The sequence below is a fragment of the Pedobacter sp. MR2016-24 genome, from assembly GCF_026239655.1.
Classification (GTDB): domain Bacteria; phylum Bacteroidota; class Bacteroidia; order Sphingobacteriales; family Sphingobacteriaceae; genus Pedobacter.
In genome coordinates, this window is record NZ_JAPIVO010000008.1 from 334,765 (window position 1) to 361,463 (window position 26,699).

The following is a 26,699-nucleotide window of genomic DNA, read 5'->3' on the forward strand; positions in this document are numbered from 1 at the left end:
TGTATAGTTTAGTTGGGTTATGATATTTTAATTAATTCTAAGACTTTGACGGATTCTAAGAATCAGGTCTTCATAATGACTTTTCGTCGCCTGATCTCCATTGTTTTTGTGTTTCTCCAACAGGGCTACAATCCGTAATAACTCTCCGCGTTTAGCAGATGCTACATCAGATGTACGACTCATTGATGTCACGTAGATGTTTCTCAGTGTTATAGTAGGGTTATCCATCTTTTCTAAACCTTTATCCAGCCCCAGATCACATGTTTGCGGAAGATTCATTAATGCAGCAGGCTGCAATGATTTTTTAGTCACCTTGTCCAGCATTTTATCAGTGCTTACGAGTAAAACATCAACATAGTTCTGCTGTAACATCCTGTCTGTAATAGATAGCTGGCGACCTTTTAAGGTTTGTGCAAATACGGAATTCCTCACATCATTTAACAATGTTGCTACTGTAAAGACCTTTTCTTTGTCCTCCATCAATTCCATCTCGAACATTCTTAACAAGCGCTCTTCACTCATCAGACTGTAGAGCAAACCGTATTGAAATTCGCGGCGCAAATTGTATGGTGCATATTCAAAAGGACCAAGAGGAGTATCTTTAATAGGGAAGGTTTTTTGTAGCAATGCTTTATCAAATAACCAATCCGGCATCGTAAATACCTGGTCTTTGATATAATCCAGCGCACCTTGCTGTACAGCTACAGGAACTGGTGTATACGTATTCTTGCGATCGCCGCTTACAGGATTTTCAAGGTAGTAACCACCAATGTTTGCAGTTACGTGCTCTGCATAAGTTTGCCACTGTCCTAAAGCAGCCATGTACAACTTGCCCGTTTGGTAATAATCTTCGCCATCTTTGGCCGACCAGTCCGCTATCTGTGGAATCAAACGTTTCAGGTTCGCTAGTCCGTAGCGACTTGCTTTAACCGCATCATCTCCCAGATCTTCAGATTGCGCTCTTGGATCAACGATATTCATGGAGCTCTGCTGCTCGCCATAATGGTATAAAGGATCGTTTTCGTGCAATTTGATCCAGCTTTTCAGCAACGGCAACTCATCGTGTGCATCTGCAACGTCTAACCAGCGATAACCCCAGGCGATTGCATATTTATCATATACACCAATCTGAGGAGTAATATTAGTTACTTTATCTTCCGGCTGCGCTACATAGTTGAAACGGGCATAATCCATAATTGAAGATGCCGTACCACCCATCCTGTTTGTAAAAGCAGGAGAACGTAAAGAATCAACCGGGAAAGAAGTGGAAGCACCCATATTGTGCTTTAAACCCAATGTATGACCAATCTCATGCGAAGAAACGAAACGGATGGCATGTCCCATTCTATCGTCGCTCAGTTTATTTGACCTTGCTCCTGTATCAATTACACCCGTCTGCACGCGCATCCAGGATTGCAAAGAGGTCATCACATTATGCCACCAGATCACATCAGACTCAAGAATTTCGCCGGAACGCGGATCTACCACCGCCGGCCCCATGGCATTGGATTTCGGCGATGCGGCATAGGTAATTTCTGAATAACGCACATCATCACCATCGTAATCAGCCGTATCCCTAACTTCTCTTGCCTGAATTGCATTTTTAAAACCCGCTTGTTCAAAAGCCTTTTGCCAGTCTACCACACCCGCAATAATCTGTTTTCTCCATTGTGGAGGTGTTGCCGGATCTATATAAAATATAATAGGCTTTACAGGCTCTACCAGTTCACCTTTCAGGTAACGCGCACGATCTGCTGCTTTAGGTTCCATCCTCCAGCGGGTAACCAGTTCCCTGCTTTCCATTTTATGCTGAGCATCAGAAAAATACCATCTGGGTGTACTAAAAAAGCCCACTCTGTTATCCGCGAAACGTGGTTTCATTGGAATTTCCGGCAACAGTAACAGGTTAGTGGTTACCGCAACGCTGATCGGGATGCTGCTTTGTCCTTCAGTAACCCTGGTACTTAACAGGGCGCGAACTACTATATTCTGAGGAAAACTTTTAATGCGTTCTATGGAAGATAAAGATGTTTTGGCAGATGTACCCAGGCCGATATCAGTAAATACATCATTGAAACTCTTCTCTGTACCATCAAAAACTTTATTCATCTTGATCACCACCGCGGATGAATCCGGCGAATAGGCTTCTATTTTGAAAGATTCGATTACAGATCCGGTAAAGTTATCATTTACTGAACGGGTAATCGCATCACCCACAACAGATTCTATCTGTGGCACAATGGTTTTAACCCAGACCGTACCGGCCAGTTTGTTTCTTGAGAAGCGGATCACTTTGTTTTCAAAGTTCATCCCTTTATTCAAGCCCGATTCGTTTAATGCCATTGGCACTGAGGAGATCTTGTTAACAAGCAGAAAATCTTTATTCATCAGGGCCAGAGGCACTTCGAAATAGTAATCCGTCTCTACCTGATGGACTTTAAACAAGCCTTTAACAGTTGTTGCTTTTTTTAATAAATCAGCATAACTTTTCAGCGACTTGGTTTTGGAGCTATCGGCACCTTTTTTAAGACTATCAGTAACTTTTTTTCTTACAGCATCTGCTACTGTTTTTTTATGCGCAGGCTTTGGTAATTTTTTAGGGATTTGAGCAAATCCATTCACACCAAATAAAAACAAGAAAAATGCAGTAGAAGCAATTTTCAAAACTTTTTTATTCAAAATCATGCTACAAAATCATGCTTAGTTGGCATATTTTAAAATTACTCAACGCCAAACAGCAGCTTTTTGAGGTGAAAGCGCAGTTTTAAGGAGTGGACACAATTGTAATTACCGGTAAAAAGCACTTATATCTATCATTTTCAACAGTAGAGACTAAATAGTAGTCGCCAAAATGTGCATATACACTCTGTAAATAATTCAAGCCCTGTTTTCCTGAATCTTTAACATCATTACGCAACTGCAAATTATTGGTTACCATAATTCCATCTCCTTCACTTTTCATGGTAATATGAAGTGGGCGCGATTTGGAAACCACATTATGCTTCACCGCATTTTCTACCAAAGTTTGTAAACTCATAAAAGGAATGTACGCCGCTTTATGCGCTGCTGAAATATCTATAACCAGGGACGCCAGCGACTCACCAAACCTGATTTTCAATAAAAAGAAATATTCACTGGCAAATCTGATTTCTTTGGACACTTCTTCTAATCCGCCCGGTGATGGATCGAGTACATACCGATACACCCTGGATAGTTTAACGACGAAAGACTTTGCCATTTCCGGCTGTTCCTCTATCAGTCCGTTTAATGAACTTAAAGAGTTGAACAGAAAATGGGGATTCACCTTTTCTTTCAGTTTATCCAGCTGCAGCAGCGCATTCTCTTTCTGCTTCCGCTCGGCAGTCAGCTCCGCCTCCTGCCTCATCATAAATTCTTTCTGCCATTTGGCCTGCGACCAGCCAATGAGTCCCAGTATAATCAATGCAGTACTCACAAACATAATGAGCACATACTTTTCGATGGCTTTTACATCTTCATCGATCACAAAAACAGGTGTATCTACGACCATCGTCCAGTTCATTTTACCAATATTCAAAGGGGTGTAAAACCTGACCACCGGAACCTGTAAATAAGAAGAGTTGACAATCTCATAACTGCTCACACTATCTGACAAGATGGTTTCCCCTTTCATTTTTTCCCTCACGGGAACTTTCTGACCGATCAGCTGCTCATCCTGATTAGTGATATACAATCTGTTTGCATCCACTATAAATGCAGAAGCCCGCCCGGTGCTGTCCACACTCCATAAATAATGCTGTAATTCATTGAAGTTGATATCCAGGCCGAAAATGAGAATTGATGAATCCGTCAGTTGATGTCTTGCAGCCAGCAGACAATGGAGGGAATCATTCACACTGATCAGTGTGCTGCTGCTCACAGCGGTATCTGTTCTGTTTAATTGTGTACGGATCCAATTTTGCTGGTAAACAAGTCCTGCGCCCTTAAGATATTTATCTTTTTGCTTTGTGATGGTATGGTAAACCGTATCACGACCTTTTACCATGGCATACCAGCCGTGATGCACTTTTGAATGGCTCAGTAACAGGGAATTAAAGAGAGGTTCTGCTTTAAAAAAGTCAGACTCTGTTTTTAACAAGGGAATGATGACTTCGGCATTGCCTAAGCCTTTGATGAAACTATCGAATTCATTGCGGATGACGTTTGATTTCAGCTGATAGATCTTCGTAGCCATATCCAGACTGATCCTTTGTGTGCGTTCATTGAACTTACTTTTCATGAATAAGCCCATGCCGGTAAAACACAAAAAAATAAAAAAGCCGATAGCAATAAAATATTTGGAGTTATATACCGCAGGTTTCATACCTGCAAATATATAAGCTCCAAACTATACACTAGTTTTTATCGACAAACTTATTGTTCGACTCATTGTAACGTGCGCCTGTATTTGGATATTTTTTAAGGATATCTTCCAGCAATTGCAGATCAGCAGAACTAAGTACCACGTCAACCGCACCAGCATTATCGATCAGGTAGTTCCTGCGTTTAGTACCGGGAATAGGAATGATATTTTCTCCCTGTGCCAGCACCCAGGCGATAGCCAACTGTGCAGGTGTACATTGTTTATGCGTAGCAAGATTAGCAAATTCAGCTGTCAGACTTCTATTGTTATCAGCGTATTCGGCTTGATAACGAGGCAGTGTTTTCCTGAAATCGTTATCAGCCAATTCCTCCACATTTAACATATTGGTTACTAATCCCCTCGCCAGCGGACTAAAAGGAATAAAAGAAATTCCCAGTTCCTTACATACCGGCAAAATTTCACTTTCCACTTCCCTCGTCAGCAATGAATACTCACTTTGCAGCGCGCTGATCGGATGTACTGCATTTGCTCTTCGGATTGAATTTGCTGAAGCTTCAGAAAGACCAAGGTAACGCACTTTACCTTCTTTCACCAGATCTGCCATCGCGCCAACCATCTCCTCCACCGGCACATTCGGATCGATACGGTGTGCATAATACAGATCTATTACATCTGTCTGCAATCGCTTCAGACTTTTTTCGACCGCAGTTTTAAGATAGGCGGGCGACCCGTCAAAGGAGCTGATCTTTTTATCGGCATCTGCATGGAAGCCAAATTTAGTAGCAATAAAGATCTTCTGGCGGTTCGGTTTGAGCACTTTTGCCACCAGTTCCTCATTAGCACCGTTGGCGTATACATCTGCCGTATCCCAGAAATTAATTCCCAGTTCGATTGCTTTTTCAAGGGTGGCAACAGATTCCACATCATCAGGTTCACCATAAGCATGGCTCATCCCCATACATCCCAAACCTACAGCCGATAATTCTACGTCTGTTTTTCCTAACTTTCTATATTTCATCCTGTCTTCATCTATATGATATACGTGCAATAAAAGAGAACGTAATTCTTTTTAAACAACCACGCCACAGCTTTGTTCCTGTATGTGCAATTATTTAATTCCTGTGTCTGATCAGGAACAGGAAATCTCACGAAACTTATTATGCCAAAGAAGACAAAAAAGACCACTTCCAAAAAGACATCAACAAAGAAAAAAGGAAGCAAGAAAAAAGGGACTAAGAAAAAGAATAAGCTCGGTGTCAAAAACTCTTTAGTCAACAACATCAACGCCCGCAAGAAAAAAGGCATAGGTCGCGCTAAAAGCAAAAAAACAGTGAGTAAGAAATCTTATAAAAAGATGAAAAAGAAATGGAAAGATTAAGTTGGTCTTAATCTTTCCCGCTATCTATTTCTTACTCAATAACAGCAGACCAAATGCGGCTATAATCCCTAATCCTCCGGCAATATATTTGCGGTGTGCTTTAGGTTTTCCGGGTAATCCCCAGCCACCATGCACAGCATTGCCATATTTTACAGGATTAAACAGATTACCGTCTGTTCTTGGAATTTCCTCTGCATTTTTGAGGTAGGTGCTGATTACTTTCTGTGTGATACCTATAGTAAGTTTAGGCAACAGGGCATAAGAAAGGCGTAACAGAATTGAGGTACTGCCAATCATCATATTTGCCTGCGGGTCTTCCGCAAGTTTCACGATGCCCATAGCCACTCTCTTCGGATCGTAAACCGGAGGAGCGGGTTTGATTGCTCTTCCCGTATAGTTGGCGGCATGCTGAATTCCCGGAGTATCCAGAAATGCAGGGAAAGCATCGCAGACATGAATATCAGGGTACTCGCCCATTTCAGCTTTCAGCGCCGCAGAAAAACCGCGAATCCCAAACTTACTGGCAGAATAGCCTGCACCATAAGGCACGGGCAGGAAACCTCCTATCGAAATATTATTGATCAGGATTCCTTTTCCCTGCTGTATAAAATAAGGCATTACTGCATGTGCGCCATTCATATAGCCTAAAAGATTAGTGCGGATGACCTGCTCATGAACTTCCATGGGCGTTTCTTCAAAGGAGCCGACAGCCAGCACACCTGCATTGTTGACCCAAATATCTATTTTCCCGCCAAAGTCCTCTGCCTTAGAGGCCAGGTTGATCATGCCTCCGTAATCAGTCACATCAGTTTCCACACATTTCACCCTGGCTCCTAATTCTTCACATTCCAGGCCCAGCTCCAGCAATGCATCGAGGTTTCTTGCCGCGAGGACGAGTTTTGTTCCATGGATAGCAAATTCCAACGCGATAGCCCGCCCCGCCCCACTGGAAGCACCTGTAATTACAATTGTTTTGTGATTTAGCATAATGATGGTTTTGTAAAAATAACCGCTCATCAGCATTAATGTTTTTGTTTATTGAAATCTAACGGTAGCCCATCGCCTGTAAATCGAATAATTCTGCATAGCGGCCCGACTTTTTAAGGAGCTCCTCATGGCTGCCTATTTCAATTAATTCACCCTTATCCAGCACCAGGATCCGGTCGGCCATTCTTACAGTGGAAAAACGGTGTGAAATCAGTACTGCCGATTTCCCCTTAGTGAGTTCTGCGAAGCGCTGGAATACTTCATATTCCGCTCTGGCATCCAATGCTGCCGTTGGTTCATCAAGGATCAGGAGCTGTGCATCTTTCATATAAGCCCTTGCCAATGCTACTTTTTGCCATTCACCGCCAGAAAGTTCAACGCCATCAGCAAAACGTTTACCCAGCATCTGGTCATAATGATGAGGTAGCTTTTCTGCAAGTACATCAGCAAGACTTTGCCGGGCTGAGGTGATGATCAGTTCCCGGTTTTCTTTTTCACTGATATTGCCGACAGCAATATTCTGTGCAAAGGTCATCTGATAACGCAGATAGTCCTGAAAAATAATGCCTACATGAAGACGTAATGCATCAAGGTCATACTCTTTAAGGTCTATCCCATCCAAAAGAATCCTTCCCTCGGTCGGGTCATACAACCTCGACAGTAATTTAACCAGTGTGGTTTTGCCGGATCCGTTTTCACCCACCAGTGCCAGTTTTTCTCCGGGATGTAAAGTAAAGTTGAGGTGTCGGTTTGCCCAGCGGGTAGAATTCGCATACTGAAAACCTACATTTTCAAAAGTGAAACCCTGCCGGATAAATTTGGGGAATGGTTTGGGATGTAGCGCTGCCTTAATTTTGGGCCTGATTTCAAAAAACTCGAAGAAATCGCTCAGGTAAATTGCGCCCTGAGATACTGCCGTAAAGCGGGTCAGCACCCCTTCCATAATTGACCTCAATTGCCGGAAAGAACCCGCCAGAAAAGTAAGCTCACCAATAGAGACACTGCCATTAATGGTCCGGAGTATAATGATGACATAGGCCATATAATAACCTGTACTGCCCAATAGCGCAAAAAATGTTCCCCATAAGGATCTGGTTACAGACAGCTTTTTATTTTCATCATAAAAGCGATCCGAGAGCAGGCGAAAACGTTCGACGATGAAACCAGACAGGTTAAACATTTTCACTTCTTTCGCCGTTTCATCACTGGCACCTAAAAAGCGGAAATAGTCGAGTTCCCGCTGTTCTGGCGTCCTGCGCCGTGCAAGGGAGTAACTTTGATTGTTGAAATAAGATTCGCCCAGAAAAGCAGGGATAATGGCGACTAACAACAGGAGGATCAGCCAGGGATTGAATGCCATTAAACCAACAGCAAGAAAACCTATGGTAATCAGGTCCTGTACCTGACTCATTACCTGCGACAGTAAAACGGTCCGACCGGCAGTTTGCTGTCTTGCACGTTCCAGTTTATCATAAAAGACTGCATCTTCGAACTGGTCCAGATCCAGCGTACCGGCATGTTCCATAATTCTTACTGAAGTATGGTTAGCAAACAGGTTGCCCAGCAGACTATCCATTAAGGTAATAGCCCTTGATAATCCGTCAGAACTGATGGCAAGTACAAATTCGAGTGCAATCAGTTCCCATAACAGGTCATGGTTGTGGTGTCCGGGATCCCGGCTCAGCAGTACTACCTGGTCAATGATCAGTTTTCCTACATATAAAATAGCGAGTGGCATTATAGATTTTGCCACCCGCAGTATTCCATTGGCAACAGTCATTTTCGGGCTGGTCTGCCAGATGAGCTTAAAAAACTCAGGCAGATTTTTCAGGGCCTCTATCCTGTCACGGAAAGTTAAAGAAGTAATTTTAGGATTTTGGTTCAGCGGCTTTCTTACCATATGTCGAAAGCAGCAATATAACAAATATCCTACCGCTGTCTCTCCCGCGATTATTTATTTACACTAAACTGGTATAAAGATTTTGTAGAATACGTCTGTCCCGGTTTGAGTACTATCGGTGCAAAAGAAGGCTGGTTAGGTGCATCAGGAAAATGCTGTGTCTCCATCGCAAAAGCTGTACGGAAATCGTCCTTAGCCCCACCTTTCAACGTATTCTTACTTTGCATAAAGTTACCGCTGTAAAACTGCAGTCCGGGTTCTTCGGTATAAACTGACATTATAATTCCACTTTTATCTCCTTTTACGGTAGCTACAGGAGTGGTAGCAACATGTTTATTTAGAGCGAAGTTATGGTCATAACCCTTACCATTAATCAGTTGCGGATCTTTAACCTCAATTCTGGCTCCAATTGAAGTTGTCTTTTTGAAGTCGAACGGCGTACCGGAAACACCTGCAATTTTACCCGTAGGGATCAAAGTAGAATCAACCGGGGTATACCCATCTGCATTGATCTTTACCAGGTGATTCAGGATCGTACCACTTCCTGCACCATTTAAATTCAGGAAAGCGTGGTTGGTCAGGTTAACCACCGTAGTTTTATCTGTAGTAGCTTCATAGCTGATGGACAAACCATTTTCGGCAGTCAGCCCATAAGTAACTTTAACCTTCAGGTTTCCCGGAAAACCTTCTTCCATATCTTTTGATAAGTACGTAAGTTCCAGCGTAGAATCATTGAGCTGTTTAGCATCCCATACCACATCCTGAAAACCTTTTTTACCCCCATGTAAGGTATTCTGACCATTATTGGTAAAAATGCTATAGTCTTTACCCTCCAGCTTAAACTTCCCCTTCGCTATCCTGTTACCTACGCGACCAATGGTGGCGCCAAAATAGGGCTCGGTAGAGTTTTTAAAACCATCTACACTGTCAAAACCCACAATTACATCTGTCTGTTTCCCAGTAGAATCCGGCACTAAAAGGCTTACCAGACGACCACCATAATTAGTGATCGCAGCTTCCATTCCTTTTTTATTTTTCAATACGTACAAGCTGGTTTGTTTACCATCGATTGTTTTTTCAAAGGCACCTTTTTCGGCAACTCCAGCCTGCTTAACAGTAGCGGTTCCTTCGGCAGTATTTTTTTTACCAGAGGGATTACAGGCGGCCAGTAAAATTAGTGAGCCTGCAGTGAGACTCAGAAGATTGATTCGTTTCATCGTTTTTAGTTTATGTGGATTACTTCCTCATGTATGGGTTAACAGGATAACAGCAGAAGATTATCGATGGTTCAGTTTATTATCTAATAATTTAATAGCATATCCTGCAACCACACTACGCGCCTGGAAACCTACTTGTTTACCATCAGTAGTTTCGTGCCAGTCGCCCAGCGGAACACGTGTAGGGGTTTCCAAAGCGTATTTATAAATAGGATCCACAAACTTATTAAAATCAGCCTCATTATCCGCTAAAGTGGCCGTCCACATGATCCAGTCAGATTTAGTATAGGTACGGCGACTATCCAAAGGCAATCCAAAAGCGTTTTGCTTCTTTAAATAGAAGTCGATTTCCTTTTTGTACACTTCCTTAGGGAAAATGCCCAGTTTTAATACTTTGTCCCATACCAGATTATATTTCTGGCTCCAGGTATCTTGATTATCGAACGTTAATGCATAATGATCCCCTGCATCCGCCATCTTCATCCATTTCTGTCCCATATCTTTGGCTATCTGATGATACTTAACCGCTACATCCTTATAACCCAGCTGATCTGCCAGCATCGCATAACCACCCAGGGCAACAATCGCTTTTACTGATAAGTTGGCGTTACGTGCAAGGTGACCAGCAAAATCATCCGTACATAATTGCGTAGCAGGATCAAATCCTTCTTTACTTAAATATTCTGCCCATGTAGTTAAGGAAGCCCAGTGTTTTTTAGCGTAATCCGCGTTACCTTCAGCTTTTGCAATTGCGGCGGTCAGGATTACCATATTGCCCGACTCCTCTACGGGCATGTCCTCACCATAAGTTTGTCCGTTAGCCAATGGATAAGTCCCCAGATCATGCGCAGGAAAAGGTTTTTTCCATTTGCCGCTTTCGCTGTAATAAAAGATTCCGTTCATCATCCCTTTTAATAAATCCGGATTATAAACCAGGAATAAAGGCGCCGATGGATAAGTGATATCCACTGTATTGATAGAGCCATTACTAAAGTTTTCTTTAGAAAGGAAGAGGATTTCTCCTTGCGGACTTTTCACTAATTTATGCGCAGAGATGGACTGGCGGTAAGCCAGATCAGCTAATTTTGCATATTTCTCTCCGCCGGCTTTTACATTTTCTGTGTAAAACTTTTTGTTGAAATCGTCACATTTTTGCAATACAGCTGCATACTCATTATTTGCAGCAATCAGTTGTTTATCTATAGTTTGATCACCTTTATCATTCCACCAGGGTCTTAAGTTCTGTCCGAAATACTGGATGGAATATAAATCGTCATAACCGATTAAAATATTTTTTGATACCACACCAGTGCCTACCCCATTGAATGGTACGACAGTTGACAACACCAGCCGTTTTCCATCAGTATTTTTAGTCGCGCTCTTTTTACCCGCAATAAAATCAGCCACTATATTTTCTGCCGGACTGATAAACTGTTGGGCATCATATTTTTGCGGAGCTGCAACATATACATAACCCCAGTCGATCCGCAAATCGTCGCCTCTCTTTTTCAGCAATGGCTGTTCTTTAGTACCTGCTTTCAATACCGATAAACTACCTGTCTGATAATGTTTCGCTGTTACCTCCTGTAAGTTGGTATTTACCGCAAGGTCAGTCGACGCACCAAAAAAGACTTCGGCATTGTGTTTTTGACCGTCATTTGCTTTCACTTTGAAGGAAACATATGAAACCGGTCTCGACAAAAGGTTCAGATCGCTCATTAACAAAGGGGAAGTAAAAGTAACCGCCAGGTTCAGTGCACCGCAATCAAAACTATAACTGGTTTGCGTAGCATTGATATCTACGTTTTTCTGTTTTGCCATTAAAACCTGCTGTGCTGCAGGTACTGGTTTTTCATAAGCCAGACCGGCATCAATAAATTGTCCGCCTGTATTGTTTTTCACATGAATAGCCAGGATATTCTGCCCTTTTTTTAACAGTTTACTGTCTACAGGCAGGTAGATGAACTTGCCCACAAAACACTGGCAGTCATAGATTTTCTCTCCGTTAAGATATACTTCTACGTCGTCATCGTGCATAATCTTTAGGTTCAATCCCTTAATAGTGGTCTGCTCCATATTAAATACGCGGCGCTGCCAAAGATCTTTAGTTCTCCATTGCGTTTTTGCATCTCCGTCGCCAAAAGGTGCGGCACCAGTTTTCCATCCTGCATCAGCAAATCCAGGCTTTTCCCAGCCTTTTGCAGGTGCAGATTCTGTGTATTTTACACTGTATTCTTTTTCATCAGCAGCAGCAAGTACTGTTGCAAAACTCTTTTCTTCGCCGCCCATAAAGCGGTACACTTTGCCATCCACTTTCAGTAAGCCAGTTAAAGACTGGCTGGCACCTGTCCAATGTTTAGTGGCAGAAGCATTCAGGTTGTCTGTAAAAGACCAGACACTAAAATAAGGGTCATGTGTAATTAAGGGGTAGGCAGGAGCCTTCCGATCCTGTGCGGTCGCATTAAAAAATGCTGCCGTGAGTAACATTATTGGGATAAATTTCTTCATTTGTGTGTGTTGGTTTTTGATAATTTAAGGCTGTATCGTATATAATTTGCTGTTTACACTTTTCAGTTGCTCAACAGGCACTTTCATCACTTTACGATCATAGGTCATAAAACCGTTAATCTCTCCCTCCACATCGGTAGTTTGCGTATACACTGCCGCAGATAACCCCAGGGGAATCAGTTCCGCCAGGCGATCCGTAAAAGAGGAATATTTCACAAACAGGTCATTCGAATTTTTAAAACTCTGGTATCCCCAGTTGTTTTTCTGCTGCCAGGTATGACCGTCTACAGGTAATCCCAGTCCCCCGAATTCGCCCAGCACCAAAATCTGTTTTTCTCCAAACAGATCCGGACTTGGCATTGCCGGATGCGGATAATTATGCAGGTCAATAATATGTCCGGTGACATAAAAGTTACCCCCACTTGCACTGTTCACTAAACGCGAAGGATCTTTTTTCATCGTCCATTCCGTAATCTCCACCGTTTTAAATTGTCCCCATGCCTCGTTAAAAGGAACCCAGACCACAATTGAAGGGAAGTTATACAAGCTGTTGATAATGATATCCCATTCTTTTCTGTAATATCCTTCAGACGTTGCTGTACGGTTTTTATCACTTCCGTGATCCAGTACTCCCGGACGGTTTTCCCAGCCATTGCCCAGATCGCCACTAGGCATATCCTGCCATAACAGCATTCCGCTTTTATCACAATAATTGTAATAACGTGCAGGTTCTACTTTGATATGCTTGCGGATCATATTAAAGCCCATCGCCTTTAATTTGTCGATATCATATACCATCGCTTTTTCTGTCGCCGCAGTATATAAACCGTCAGGATACCAGCCCTGGTCCAGCGGACCATACTGGAAAACGAATTGATTATTTAACAACATGCGCTGAATCCCTTTGGCATCTTTGCCCATGGAGATTTTACGCATGGCGAAGTAACTTTTGATATCGTCTACTACTTTATTTTTTCTTAGCAAGGTAATATGCAGGTCGTATAAAAAAGGATTGGTGGTAGACCATAATTTTTCATTTTCCATGCTAATCACTGCGGTTCCTGCTGCATCCACTTGCTTAGTAGTTACCACTGATTTACCATCCAGCACTTCAATCTTTAGCTGGTCGCCCGTCTGTATATTGGCTACCTCTGCACTGATGGTGATGGTATGTGCATCAATATCAGGCGTATGTTTAGTCGACATAATATAGGATTCAGGCACCGCTTCCAACCAGACGGTCTGCCAGATTCCTGTAACCGGCGTATACCAGATGCCTTCGGGTTTTCTTACCTGTTTACCCCTTGGCTGAGGTCCTTCGTCCGTAGGATCCCATACCCGGATTTTAATTTCCTGTTTCGCTCCATTATTCAGCAATGCCGTAATGTCAAACGTGAAAGGGTCGAAGCCACCTTCATGTTTACCCGCACTTTTGCCATTCACAAAAACTTCCGTTTGCCAGTCCACTGCTCCAAAATGTAATAAAACAGCTTTGTTTTTCATTGAAGAGGGAACGGTAATGGTATTGCTGTACCATAAGGTACTGTCTTTACCAACCGTTTTCCCTACGCCAGACAATGCAGATTCTACTGCAAAGGGCACCAGGATCTGACCATCATATTTCGTTGGAGCAGCTACAGTTTTAGGCACAATAGCATACTGCCACAGGCCGTTCAGGTTTTTCCAGTTATTGTTTCGCACCAGTTGCGGGCGCGGATATTCCGGAAGAGGTGCTTTAGGATTTACCTTTTCCGCCCATGGCGTTACAATTTTGTCCTTGATGACATGCCATTCCGTCTGCTGCGCATTTGCCTTGTTGGTTTGAGCACTGAGGTGAAGAGAAAGAAGAAAAAATGGAGAGAGAACTAATTGCTTTAGGTATGTACCAATAAAGGCCACACTTCTGCTGTAAGCCTGCGAACGTCTTTTCATATCTTTTATATTCGGTTAATTATTTCAAACAGGGTATCAAATCCTGTTTAGACATCCATCAAATATGATACTTTTTCATGTTTACACTAATCAATTTTGTATCAATCTTTCCTCAATTTGTCTCAGGTTTCATCATTAGTTATGTTTTGCTGCGCTGTGACGCAGCCTGAATTCAGCTTTCCTGCTCAAAAAAAGCAATTAATTACACTTTATGGAACCATCAAAGTCCATCTGTCTCTATTATTACGATCAGAATCATTATATTGAAAAGAGCCGATTCTTTAATATATTTGAAAACCAGCTAACCAAATTGAAAAAAACCGTAACCTTTCTGGTCTTATTGCTTTCGGCAAGCCTACTGTATGCCCAACCCTACTATTTCAAACATTACCAGGTAGAAAACGGGTTATCCAACAATACCGTGTTCTGTAGTGTACAAGATGGTAAAGGTTTCATGTGGTTTGGCACTAAAGACGGATTAAACAGATTTGATGGTTATTCTTTTAAGACTTACCGTAACGACCCTTCAAATCCAAAAAGTATTGGAAACGGACTCATTTACAGCCTGCACTGCGATAAAGATGCAACACTCTGGGTAGGTACGAACAAAGGACTGTATATTTATGATCCTGTAAATGACAGCTTTTCTCCCGTTAAACACACTGAACAAATGAATATTCATCATATGGAAAGCGATGATGAAGGTAATTTGTGGATTACCGTGATAGGCAAACTTCATAAATACAATAAACAGAAGAAAACACTGTACGCCTTTAAAGACAAGGCTCCTTTTGATGTGAGCTCAGTTTACCAGGCTTCAGACCATACTATGTGGATCTCTACCACACGTGGAACGATAGAGAAATATAACCGTAAGAACAATACATTCAGGTCCTATAATGTTCTGGATAAAAATGATGAAGGCAAATACAATATGATTGCTGCTGTGAGAGAAACCGGGGATGGCAAGCTCGTCATCGGAACGACCACACAGGGATTAAAACTCTTCGATATCAAAACAGGTCAGGTTAAAAATCTGATTACATTGAATGATGACAGGACCCATATTTTTGTCAGGGATGTAGCTAAGCTGTCAGACCATGAGTTCTGGGCAGGTACAGAATCGGGTGTATATATATATAACCATCAAAATGGTAAAATAACACATCTTCAAAAGCAGTATAATAATAATTATACACTGTCAGATAATGCCGTATACACCGTTGCAAGAGACAGAGAAGGCGGAATTTGGTCTGGCACCTATTTTGGCGGGATCAATTATTACTCTCCCCAGTATTCCATTTTCACCAAATACTTTCCCATGCAGCAGGCCAATTCCATTAGTGGCAGCGACGTGAGGGAAATTCAAAAAGACAAGAATGGCAATTTCTGGATAGGGACAGAAGATGCCGGATTGAATAAGCTGGATGCAAAAACAGGACTTTTTACCAATTTTCTACCCAACGGCACAAAAAACAGCATCGCTTATTATAATATACATGGTTTGCAGGTGGACGGTGACAAGCTCTGGATTGGCACTTTTGAACATGGGATTGATCTCATGGATATCCACACCAACAAAATCATTAAACATTATGGTATCCAGAACAGATCTTCGCTGAGATCTAACTTTATCATTGCTTTTTATAAAACCAAGGCCAATCAGATCATGCTCGCCAGTACCAACGGGCTATATACCTATGATCAGAAAAAAGATGACTTCGTCAGGGCAGGACCTGTTCCCTACACTTTTTACAATTCTATCTGCGAAGATCATGAAGGTTATATCTGGGCGGGAACTTTCAATGAAGGTGTTTTTCGCTACAAGCCCGGAGAGCGCACTTTCAGAAATTTCAAGTCAGCAAATGCTGATCCCGCCAGTCTGGGCAACAATACCATCAACGATATCTTTGAAGACAGCAAACACAGAATCTGGGTAACCACAGATGGCGGCGGTATATGTTTGTACGACCGAAAAAAGCAGAACTTCCGGCGGTATACGGATAAAGATGGATTCCCAAGCAATTTTCTTTTCAGAATAGAGGAAGATGCAGCTCATAAGCTGTGGATCAGCAGTACGCGGGGGCTTGTCCATTTTGATCCGGAAAATGGCAGCATGAAAATATATTCAAAATCAGATGGTCTGCTCACGGATCAGTTTAACTACAATTCATCTTTCAAAGCTGCTGACGGTCGTTTATATTTCGGCAGTGTAAAAGGACTGATCAGTTTTCAGCCAGACCAGCTCCATAATAAATCCTATGCCGTCCCCGTATTTCTTACCGATTTCCAGATTGAGAATGAGGAAAATGCTGACGACAAAAATCGTTCTCCCTTAAAAAAATCAATTCTCTATACCGATACCATTGTATTGAACAGCAGCCAGTCTTCTTTTAGTATCAATTTTGCCGCACTCAGTTATTTTTCTCCGGAAATGACCCAGTATGCGTATAAGATGAGTGGATTGTATAAAGAATGGGTATACCTGAAAACAAACAGGAAGGTGTATTTTACCAAACTTGCTCCGGGTGATTATGTATTCGAAGCCAAAGCCCTGATCAATGGCAGCAATGAGTGGAGCAACAGGAACGTAAAAGTTTTTATCAGGATTCTTCCCCCTTTCTGGAAAAGTCCGGCAGCCTGTATTTTATACTTTCTTTTTTTAGTGGCAGCAGGTTATTATCTCGTGATGCGTTACCACCGTCGTACTGCCCGTAAAAACAAAAGGCGGATGGAAGTTTTTGAACATGAAAAAGAGAAAGAAATTTACCAGGCCAAGATTGAGTTCTTCACCATGGTTTCCCATGAGATCAGGACACCACTAACACTCATCAAAGGGCCGATGGAAAAGATCATCAAGCTGGCACATCAGGTGCCTTCTATTGAGAAAAACCTGAGGATTATGGACAGGAATACGAATCGTTTGCTGAACCTGACCAATCAGCTGCTCGATTTCAGAAAAACAGAGATCAACGGTTTCTCACTTAATTTTGTGAAAGCCAACATTTCAGAGATCTTACAGGACATCACCTTAAATTTCCAGCCGCTGGCGGAGCATAAAAATATCAGCTTACAGACAGACCTGCTTGAGGATGCTTTTTACGCGTATGTAGATACTGAGGCCCTGCATAAAATACTGAGCAGCCTGATAGACAATGCCATTAAATATGGAAAATCCAGGGTGATCGTCAGCCTTCTGATTGATCCGAAAGATGAAAACTATTTCCAGGTAAAGGTGATGAGCGATGGTGCAATTATTCCGGCCTATCTCCATCAAAAGGTCTTTGAACCTTTTTACCGGATCAAAGAAACGGAAATAAGTCCCGGCACCGGCATTGGACTGTCCATCTCGCGCTCACTGGCAGAGCTGCACCAGGGAACACTGGTTATAAAGAATACCATTCCCGATTTTAATATATTTGTGATTAGGCTCCCGATTCATCAATTGATTGAATTTAACCTCAATGGAAAATGGAAAAAGCATTAAATACTGATTTAATTCAGCACGTTGAAGATGTAAAACCTTTTATCTTACTGGTAGATGATAATGAGGACATATTGGATTTTGTATCGGACGACCTCAGTGAAAAATATCATGTACTTACCGCTAAAAACGGTGTCGAAGCCCTTGTCATTTTACATCAGGAAATTGTGCAACTGGTGATCAGCGACATTATGATGCCGGAAATGGATGGTTTTGAATTGTGTGAAAAGATCAAGTCGACACTGGAATTCAGCCATATCCCTGTGATCCTGTTAACAGCAAAAAATACCATGCAGTCAAAAATTGAAGGGCTGGAACTGGGTGCTGATGCTTATGTAGAAAAACCATTTTCTCCGGAATTTTTGCAGGTACAGGTTTCCTCACTGATCAAAAACAGGAACAAGATCAAGGCTTATTTCTCCAGTACACCACTGATCCATATTAAAAGTATGGCTTATTCTAAAGCTGACGAGTTGTTTTTGGGGAAATTGCAGGAGACGATTCACAAAAACCTGGATAACCCCAACCTTGACGTAGAACATCTTGCCGAGAACATGAATATTAGTCGCCCTACGCTCTACCGGAAAATCAAGGCAATTTCGGACCTCAGTCCCAATGAACTGATTAACCTTGCCCGTTTGAAGAGGGCTGCAGAATTACTCAACGAAGGCGTGCTGAAAATATATGAGATCTCAGAACTGGTAGGCTACAGCTCACAAACACATTTCGGCAGGAACTTTTCCAAACAGTTCGGCATGTCGCCCACAGAATATATCAACAGCAAACAAGCAGAACGGAATATTAACCAGCTTTAAAAATTACTCTATCCCCCATTAACTCCCAGACTACAGTTCCGTCATTTGCTGTATCAGCCGTAGTTTTAAACATTAAGGTGCCAGTACGTCCCGCTTTGACACAGCGCCATACTTTGGTGCCTGCATAGACCGTCTGCCCTTTATTCACCGGCTTACTTTTCTCCCAGCTATTTTGTGCCGCAAAACCGGAATTTGTGGCTATCCATTGCATAGGCGGATTATTGATATCACGGATCACCGATCCTTTTGAATAATTACCATAAGCAGGGATCTTCGAACCATAACTCTGCGTAATGATCCATGGTTTATTCTTCTGGTTGAAACCGGGTATAATGACTTCCGGCAGATCATCCGTACTACCAGAATAGTTATCCCGGAAACCTGTAGTGGGATAAGGTTTGTCTTTGGTGACCATGTATGAAGTCACTACACTGGAAAAGCCTATTTCATCCAGGCCATGTCCGCTGATCTGATTATCAGCAACAATCAGGTTATTCATTTTAGTAAAACCGACGCCAGTAAAATAGATGCCGTGCGTGGTATATACGCTGTCTTTCATCGACTGAAAAGTTAACCTTTTACTATTGCGCAACTGGTTACCAGAGATATTCAGTTGTGTGATCCATCCATCTTTTGCCTCTATTAAAATATCTGCTGCTACTTTTTTATTCAGCCAGTTACGGCCATCAGTTACAGAGTTGTCTTTGATGAGACCGAACAGGTTGGTGGCCACTGCACTGAAGTAGATCCCATGTGCACCCGCAGCATTAACATGGTTGTTAACCAGTTTGAGATCCCGTGCTTGTCCCCCTACAAATATCCCGTTATTCTTGGTATCATATACAGAGTTTCCATCTAGTACTATATCGCGACTCTGCCCTTTTGCACTGTTCACGACCATGATGCCGTTTCCATCTTCAATCCCATTGATCACTTTACGATTCTGGTTATCCCCAATTCCGTTAATGGTGTTATGCAGTACTTTCACGTGGAAAGCATCGATCACATAAATCCCGCAGCTTTGCGAACGGGAAGCTGTAGTATCGGTATCGAAGTTGAACTCTCCACGGATGAAATTCTCACTGATAATTGTATTTCTCGCCGTCCCCTGCGCATAGTCATCGCCATAAAAAATGGCTGCTGCAGAACCCGCATCACCTGCGTTTTTGTTTCCCGCGCAATAGAAGTGATTAGAGGAAATCAGCGTTTGCCGGCATCTTTGTGCATCTATTCCATTATCACCTGTAAATTCTATTCTGTTGAGCGTAATGCGCAGATTCTGACACTGGTGATTGGCCAGGCCTATTCCCGAAATCTGCGACAGATAATTATCTTCGATAGTCAGCCTGTTGATGCGGTACGAAGAAATGGCATGCGTACCTACAAACTGAAACGTATTGTGCAGGATCCTGATATCAGCACATTCGTTACGCCCGAAATTACTGATGGCTCCATCCAGAGGTTTAAAGTTGATGTTATACCTGCCTAACCTTAAGAAGTCGCAGTTCCTGATGGTGATATCTTTCCCTTTGAACAACAATGCCCTGCCATAAGCATCACTGAAACGGCATTCTTCTATTAGCACATTTTCGGACGGTTTCTGATCGAAACTGATATTCATGATACTGTATCTGCCCTTTGATTCGACCGACTTCTGATCCGGCGCTACTGGTCGCCCTCCGGAAAGACCTAATCCCCTGATGGTGATGTGCTCTCCCTGAACGTTGATTAAAGCCGGGTGACCCGCATCTGCAACAGTATCGGTCACCAGTAAAGAATTCTCTTTACCGTTTCCCTGTATCGTTACATTCGAAGTAATATTTAATGAACTTGTTGACGGAATATAATATTTACCAGAGGGCACCAATAATATTTTCATCTCTTTCGAGGCGGCATCAATACCTTTCTGAAACGCAGGCGCATCATTATGTTTACCATCGCCGACAGCACCAAACTGTTTTACATCAAATACAATATCATTTTGGGCTAAAACAGTATCGGCGCAAAAAAGGAACAGGACAAAAGAAAACAGGACAGGGAATAAACGCATGATAAATTCAGTTTAATCACCCACAATTTCGCTACGCTCTATCCAGAAAGGTAATGATAAAAGGATCCATAAAGACAGGTAAGCGAATTCAGGAACCGAACACATCAGCATCATGAAAGCAGCGAACAGGGCAATGACATAATATTTTTTAAATTGTAAGTTTTTAAGCTTTATAAAGGCGTGCTTAAAATAGAACACCGTAAAGACAACAAGACCAAGCAGCCCATTGTTTACCAATAGTGTAGAGAAGAAGTCCGTGGACCTCACATAACCGAATCCGAGGCCTGTAAATTTCCCTACGATATTCATCTGGTCTTTCCAGTAATTGAACTGATGCAGGAAGTAACCCGAACGTTCTGAGCCCGATTGATTGGTACCCGAGAATTTATCGATAAACACACTGTGCACCAGCTTATGAATAGCCGGAGAAATAAAAAAGAGCCCTACCAATATGGCAACGATAAGCGGCAGCACCCAGATCATTTGTTTTGCGATCCTTCTGTCTGCCACACAGGCACCGAACATCAGGATAATTATCCCTAAATAAGCAGAGGTAGAAAAAGTAAGCAACAGTGCCAGTCCGAATAAGGCTAAGTCCAGATAACGCTTTAGCGGGATCGTCAAAATCCAGAATGGAATGAGAGAGAAGGCAAACATGGAAGGTTCGCCAGTTAAGCTCTTCAAACGCTGCATGCGCAATCCACTCAGCGTGATGGTCTGGAACAAGCTCCCGCTGCCAGGTTTATTGTTAAAAACCCTGTTCGTGAGCAGGTCGCCATTTACCCCTGTCAGCTGAAAAATGATAATTTCCAGAAATCCGAGGATGACGATTACCCGCAATCCGATATACAGATAGCGAAGATGACTTGTTGTAGCATAATAGCGCAGATACAGATAACACAGGATTCCGGCAAATAAGTAGATGGTCTGACTGAATAAGGTAGTACGCAATAGTGTTTTTTCCGGACTAGCCTTATCTGTCAACGTGAGCGAAGGATCCAGCTGGACAGAGAAAAGCCATACATGTGCCTGTGCAAGTACGTTGAGTACTACAAATACAGCCCCTATGATCAGCAGGTTTTTGATCAGCGCTTTATCGCCCAGATAACTCACCGCCAGAAACAACGGACAGCCCAGGTATATTAAAACATACGAAGGTACCGTTAAGGATACCTTCGTATAAAGAACTATAGAAACAATGAATGAGATGCACAGTAACAGTGCAAGATACAATTGGGTAATGTTAAGCAACTTCTTTTCGGGCATACATAATCTTTTCAGTGAGCGACATATAAAATTGTTTCTCCGTTTTCAGGATATAAATCTTACTTACAAACGCAGACAATTTAGCAATAAAATTAGGTGCGCTGAATAAATTCGCATGATTACGTATAAACTTAGGATTGAATTCCAATTGTTCTGCTTTATGAATTGCAGCAATTAATGATTCAACAGTCTGTTCTTCAAAGAATACTGAAGTACATTTAGTACTGTCATTCGTATAAGGTACCATTGTCTCTTTCACACCCCCTACACCAAAAGCGATTACCGGGCGACCAGAAGCGGCAGCTTCCAATGGCGTAATTCCGTAATCCTCATGCTGAGGAAAAACCAACGCTTTACAGTTGGCATACAGATCAGCTAACTGCGCAGCAGATTGTGCTTTAAGGAAAGTAATATTATCACCCGCAAGCTCTTTCAATTCTGCTTCTTTCGAACCAGTACCTACAATAATCAGCTTTTTATCAGGCATTTCATTAAATGATTTCACGACAAGGTCTACCATTTTATAATCTTCCAATCTGCTTACTACCAAATGATAATCTTTAACCTCATCAGAGATATAAAAGTTATCCAGTTTAGCTGCAGGATTGATAATTTTTACCGGTTGATCAGGATTGTATGAATCTTCGATACGTGCTTTAACCTCTTTTGAATTCGTCAGGTAGAAGTCGGTACATTTCGCAGCCATACTATCAAATTTCCTTAATACTCTCGATGCGAATAAAAATATATTACGAATAATGAAGTTAGATGAATTTACTATAGAATAGGAAAACGGTCTCCAGGCTAATCTGAATGGGGTATGACAGTAAGTAATTACCGAAGCATTTTTATCTGTACGAACAAATTTACCACAATGCGTAGTAGAGATCAGTACCACATCATATCCTTTAAGATTGAACATGCGCATGGCTAAGATGGCGAAGGGAAAGTACAGCATTTTAATTAAACGTTCGCTTTTACCAAGGTACTGGAACCACGAAGTAAAAACACGTGCATTCTTAAATTCTTCATAAGTTTTATCCTTGTTGTAGCATAATGTAAAAATATCTGCTTCAGGGTAGGCTTTGTGCATATCTAAAACCACCTGTTCGGCTCCGCCTCTTCTAACTAACTCGTCGTGTACAATTGCTACTTTCATCTTATTCGTATTTAATACTGCTTAATAATTCGGTCTACTATCTCTGCTGATGATTTCCATGTTGAACTTTTCAGTTGATTAGTTTTGACAGTTTGTGTATAACCATTAAAACTTTTTATCAAACCTGACAGCTCAGCAACATCAGATGTATTGAAGTAAACAACATCCGTACCACCAACCTCGCGGAAGGCTTCAATGTCTGATGCCAGAACCGGACAATTCATGGAAAGTGCTTCTGCGACCGGCAATCCGAAGCCTTCATACAATGACGGATTGATCAGTGCCAAAGCTCCGGCATAGTAATTACGCAGTTCCGAATCCGATATATAACCAGTAAAAATGATGTTGTTCAGGCTCCTGTATTGTTCCAGCTCAGGATTGACCGCAAAAGAGGCATGACTGGCTCCAACTATCACTAAATCAACATCTTTCAGTCCCGATGAAGTGAATGCTTTCAATAAAAAAAGCAGGTTTTTACGTGGGTCCAATGAGCCCACAAACAGGAAATAAGGTTTTGTATGTACTTTAACCACAGGTTCTGCAGTTGAAGCGTTAAATGCGCTCGCATTGGGTACTACTGTAATTTTTTCATTACTGATCCCATAAAAGCTGGCAATCTCCTTTTTGGAGAACTCGCTTACTGTAATGATATGTTTACTGGTGTTCAGTACTTTAGGAATTAACCATCTGTAATACAATACAAATTTCTTAGAGAAAAATTCGGGATGGCGCTCAAATGCGATATCATGCAGGCAGGTGATCTTATTTGTATATAAAAGAGGCGCAACGTTGCATAAACTGATCAGGAGCGGACTAGCGTTCGACTTTAAATGGAGCGGTAAACTGATTTGTTCCCAAACCACTCCAGCGGCCTTCCCGACTATATCAAGCGGCTTTTTCAGTTGATATACGGTATCATCCTGCTGATCCGCTGCGCAAATTACACGTACATCAGCACTTAGATTTCTGCAAATTTCAGATGCATACCGTTGTACCCCGCTCATCTTCTGAGAGAGGAACTTGCCATTTACATATACCGTGTTTTGAGTCATTATGATTCCTTTAAAAATTCTATCAATTGTACGTTGAGTACTTCAGGAGCATAGGCATTAGGGATGCCTGCACAGGCTGAGGACTTCTCTGCAATCAGCTCCGTATGCGCTAAAATGCCACTTAAAAGCATCCTGAGACTATTTTCCTGCATCTCAAATTGCCACATATACTTTTCATTATACAGTTCGCTTAAACCTGCTTTATCTGCCAGACAAACAGGAGTACATGCTGCAACGGCTTCAATAGGTACCCTTCCGAAAGGTTCATTCCAGTTAGATGGCACGATAACCACATCCACACTGCGATAGAACTGCAAAGGATCCGTTTTTCCGATAAACGTAAAATCGAATTTGCCTCTGTACAGTTCCGTCATTTCAGCCTCAAACTCTTGCTCTGCTTTACCCGCCAAAACCAGCTTAAAACGTATAGATGACTGTATTCCAGCCAATTCCTTAAAAAGAAAGTCGACCCCCTTCTGCTGATTCACCTTACCTATAAAACCAAAAATGACTTCTTTTACCGGATTTTTAATCAGGGGTTCCGGATAATTATCTGTGTTTAAACCGTTCGCAATCACACGTACAGGTGTCTTTTTCCCTACCTTATACCGGTTGTGCTGCGCTAAAATAAATTTGCTGATACCCACAAATCCGTCAGGTAATGAAAAAAAGTTTTTTTTAATTTGATAGGTGATTTTACATGCCGTGCAAAGTTGTTGACAATCTCCACACTTTGTGTACATAGTCGCGGTGTGACACATTAAATAATAATCCCTCAGCGTGTGCACCAGCTTGATATTTCTTGACTTAATAATTTTCCAGATGTATGGAGAGAAACCCTGAATGTTATTCGTATTCACCACATCCGGTTGAATCCTGTCCAGTAAAAGCCCGACAGCTGTCCTGTATAAGGGATTAAAAGAATCCAGCAAATGCCAGATGAGTTTTTTAATCGCGGGCTGTCCTACTGCCTGTTCGATATGGTAAAGGTTTTTTGTTTTTATAGCAATGACGATTACCCCGTTCATCTTTTTTACAGATTGGGTATAACCCAGCGTGAGCACATATACTTTATGGCCGGCTTTCACCAGTTCTTCCGCCATGGTGCGGACGGAGACTTCTGCCCCTCCCACCTGAAACGGCGCATAAAGCGTATTTACAATTAGTATCTTCATCTATTTTTTGCGAAAGGTGTTCATTACATTCTGTCCGGCCTGTTTTAAATAAGCCACACTGAAATAATGCTGATCTATCAAATTAATTTTCTGGCTCCGCAGTACAAAAAAGAGCGTCAGCATGATGCTGATCTCCGTTCCTACCCAGGCCAGCGCAGTACCATAATAACTCCATAGCGGAATCAGGATCAGGTTAAGCGTTACATTAAATACGCAACCGATAATGGTTACCCTGAAATATATCTTATCCAGTTTCAGGTTCAGCAGGGTCTGTACGCCCATTACATTACTTATACTCGCTACGAAGGGGCTGATGGCCAGTATACGCAGGATCCAGATCGAGTTTTCGAATTTTGCACCATATAAAATATGAACAATCAGCGGTGCAAAAAGCGCTGCGAAAAGACACATCGTCAGGGTATATAACATGACTATCGGAAATACCTTTTTTACTTCCTCAATTCCTTCTTCCTTACCCTTTGAAAAAGCAGTACCGATATGCGGGAATAAAGCCTGGCTCATGGGCAGGAGCATCACACTTTGCACTACCGCAATTACCCTTGAGGCCGCGGTGAAAATCCCGACTTCCTTTTCTGTGGTCAGTAAACCCAAAATCACCGTATTACTCGTTGTATAAAAACTGATCATCAGCGTTGCGATAAACACCATTTTATCCTCTTTCAGCAAGCCGTAAACCTCTCTGATTTTTGCCGCTTTGAAATGAAGATCAAACTTGCGCATCGCATAAATAAACAAGATAATGCTGACTACAATTTGCGACGAGGCCGACATAATTGCATACCAGATATAATCATCCGGCTGCCTGATCAGGAAGATAATCGAAACACAAAAAACAAGCTTCGCCATGAAATTGAACAAAGCAGTTTTATGAATGACCTGCAAACCCTGAAAAAGCCAGTTTGGTGTAAATACATTTGCCAGGCAGCTGCCGAAGATAAAGATACTCACCATCGGGTGCCGGTTCATCTGCGGGATTGTGGCGAAAAGAATACAAAACAGCAATACAGACAATGCAAAAAGCAAAATTCGGGAGTAGAAGATCTGCGAAAAAAGTTCATTGATCATGTTCTTATCCTCCCTGTTCTGCGCCACCCTTCTCGTAGCCGTGAAATCGAATCCGAAGTTGATAAACAGGATAAAGTACGTGACTATCGCAATGGAAAAGTTGATCGCCCCAAAACGTTCAGGCCCGATTGTCCTTACAATAAAAGGCAAGGTTAGGAATGGGAGCAGGAAATTGGAAGCTTGTATGATGGTTAAAGCACCATAGTTTTTACCTAATGCTTTATTCTTAGACATTCATTTTAGTTTTACGCTATGTTTACAGATTATTGAGAGCAAATATACTACCAATATAAACGTACTAAGAGATCATATTGTTCATTCAAATTTTACAATCTATTTAAACCACGC

General features: G+C 42.0%; 17 protein-coding genes. 3 read left to right on the forward strand and 14 right to left on the reverse strand.

The annotated features are described in order from the left end of the window. Positions 1-27: 27 nt before the first annotated feature. The 3 genes from OQX62_RS22130 to OQX62_RS22140 form a co-directional block, all read right to left on the reverse strand. Positions 28-2,685 (reverse strand): zinc-dependent metalloprotease, encoded by a 2,658-nt coding sequence (locus OQX62_RS22130; RefSeq protein WP_265833844.1) that lies wholly within the window; start codon positions 2,683-2,685, stop codon positions 28-30. Between the two features lie 79 nt (positions 2,686-2,764). Continuing rightward, positions 2,765-4,342 (reverse strand): sensor histidine kinase, encoded by a 1,578-nt coding sequence (locus tag OQX62_RS22135; RefSeq protein ID WP_265833845.1) that lies wholly within the window; start codon positions 4,340-4,342, stop codon positions 2,765-2,767. Positions 4,343-4,373: 31 nt separating this feature from the next. Beyond that, positions 4,374-5,360 carry an aldo/keto reductase gene (locus OQX62_RS22140; protein ID WP_265833846.1) on the reverse strand — a complete coding sequence of 329 codons (987 nt, stop codon included), beginning with the start codon at positions 5,358-5,360 and terminating at the stop codon, positions 4,374-4,376. A 141-nt stretch (positions 5,361-5,501) separates the two neighbouring features. Between OQX62_RS22140 and OQX62_RS22145 the strand changes: the two genes are divergently transcribed. Beyond that, entirely contained in the window at positions 5,502-5,720 is a 219-nt protein-coding gene (locus OQX62_RS22145; protein WP_265833847.1) for a hypothetical protein, read from the forward strand. 24 nt (positions 5,721-5,744) lie between these two features. On the opposite strand, the gene OQX62_RS22150 is transcribed toward OQX62_RS22145, so the two are convergent. Genes OQX62_RS22150 through OQX62_RS22170 form a run of 5 tightly spaced genes read right to left on the reverse strand, consistent with a single transcriptional unit; the run spans position 5,745 to position 14,264 of the window. Further along, positions 5,745-6,707, reverse strand: a complete 963-nt coding sequence (locus OQX62_RS22150; protein WP_265833848.1) for an SDR family oxidoreductase — start codon at positions 6,705-6,707, stop codon at positions 5,745-5,747. Between the two features lie 58 nt (positions 6,708-6,765). Continuing rightward, positions 6,766-8,607, reverse strand: a complete 1,842-nt coding sequence (locus tag OQX62_RS22155; RefSeq protein ID WP_265833849.1) for an ABC transporter ATP-binding protein — start codon at positions 8,605-8,607, stop codon at positions 6,766-6,768. A gap of 50 nt (positions 8,608-8,657) precedes the next feature. Beyond that, positions 8,658-9,824: an aldose epimerase family protein gene (locus tag OQX62_RS22160; protein WP_265833850.1), complete on the reverse strand. Its 1,167-nt coding sequence runs from the start codon at positions 9,822-9,824 to the stop codon at positions 8,658-8,660. A 60-nt stretch (positions 9,825-9,884) separates the two neighbouring features. Continuing rightward, positions 9,885-12,332 (reverse strand): glutaminase family protein, encoded by a 2,448-nt coding sequence (locus OQX62_RS22165; protein ID WP_265833851.1) that lies wholly within the window; start codon positions 12,330-12,332, stop codon positions 9,885-9,887. Between the two features lie 24 nt (positions 12,333-12,356). Next, positions 12,357-14,264 carry a glycoside hydrolase family 2 protein gene (locus OQX62_RS22170; RefSeq protein ID WP_265833852.1) on the reverse strand — a complete coding sequence of 636 codons (1,908 nt, stop codon included), beginning with the start codon at positions 14,262-14,264 and terminating at the stop codon, positions 12,357-12,359. A 211-nt stretch (positions 14,265-14,475) separates the two neighbouring features. Here OQX62_RS22170 and OQX62_RS22175 point away from each other — a divergent pair, with 211 nt between their 5' ends. Together OQX62_RS22175 and OQX62_RS22180 are read left to right on the forward strand one after the other, a co-directional pair. After that, positions 14,476-17,751, forward strand: a complete 3,276-nt coding sequence (locus OQX62_RS22175; protein WP_265833853.1) for a ligand-binding sensor domain-containing protein — start codon at positions 14,476-14,478, stop codon at positions 17,749-17,751. Next, positions 17,736-18,563 (forward strand): response regulator, encoded by an 828-nt coding sequence (locus OQX62_RS22180; RefSeq protein WP_265833854.1) that lies wholly within the window; start codon positions 17,736-17,738, stop codon positions 18,561-18,563. Before OQX62_RS22175 ends, OQX62_RS22180 begins: the two co-directional genes overlap by 16 nt. On the opposite strand, the gene OQX62_RS22185 is transcribed toward OQX62_RS22180, so the two are convergent. The 6 genes from OQX62_RS22185 to OQX62_RS22210 are packed head-to-tail and all read right to left on the reverse strand — an operon-like array spanning position 18,550 to position 26,585. Continuing rightward, on the reverse strand, positions 18,550-20,613 hold the full coding sequence (locus OQX62_RS22185; protein ID WP_265833855.1) for a glycosyl hydrolase family 28-related protein: 2,064 nt from the start codon (positions 20,611-20,613) through the stop codon (positions 18,550-18,552). The two genes, OQX62_RS22180 and OQX62_RS22185, sit on opposite strands and share 14 nt — an antisense overlap. A 12-nt stretch (positions 20,614-20,625) precedes the next feature. After that, complete coding sequence (locus OQX62_RS22190) at positions 20,626-21,879, reverse strand: O-antigen ligase family protein (protein WP_265833856.1); 1,254 nt, start codon at positions 21,877-21,879, stop codon at positions 20,626-20,628. Further along, the gene (locus OQX62_RS22195) at positions 21,857-23,038 is read right to left on the reverse strand and encodes a glycosyltransferase (protein ID WP_265833857.1); all 1,182 of its coding nucleotides are present in this window, start codon (positions 23,036-23,038) and stop codon (positions 21,857-21,859) included. Before OQX62_RS22195 ends, OQX62_RS22190 begins: the two co-directional genes overlap by 23 nt. An 11-nt stretch (positions 23,039-23,049) precedes the next feature. Then, positions 23,050-24,090 (reverse strand): glycosyltransferase family 4 protein, encoded by a 1,041-nt coding sequence (locus OQX62_RS22200; protein ID WP_265833858.1) that lies wholly within the window; start codon positions 24,088-24,090, stop codon positions 23,050-23,052. Then, positions 24,090-25,265, reverse strand: coding sequence for a glycosyltransferase (locus tag OQX62_RS22205; protein ID WP_265833859.1), 1,176 nt, complete (start codon positions 25,263-25,265; stop codon positions 24,090-24,092). The genes OQX62_RS22200 and OQX62_RS22205 overlap by 1 nt, the downstream gene beginning before the upstream one ends. Next, positions 25,266-26,585, reverse strand: coding sequence for a flippase (locus OQX62_RS22210; protein ID WP_265833860.1), 1,320 nt, complete (start codon positions 26,583-26,585; stop codon positions 25,266-25,268). It abuts the gene before it with no gap. Positions 26,586-26,699: the final 114 nt, after the last annotated feature.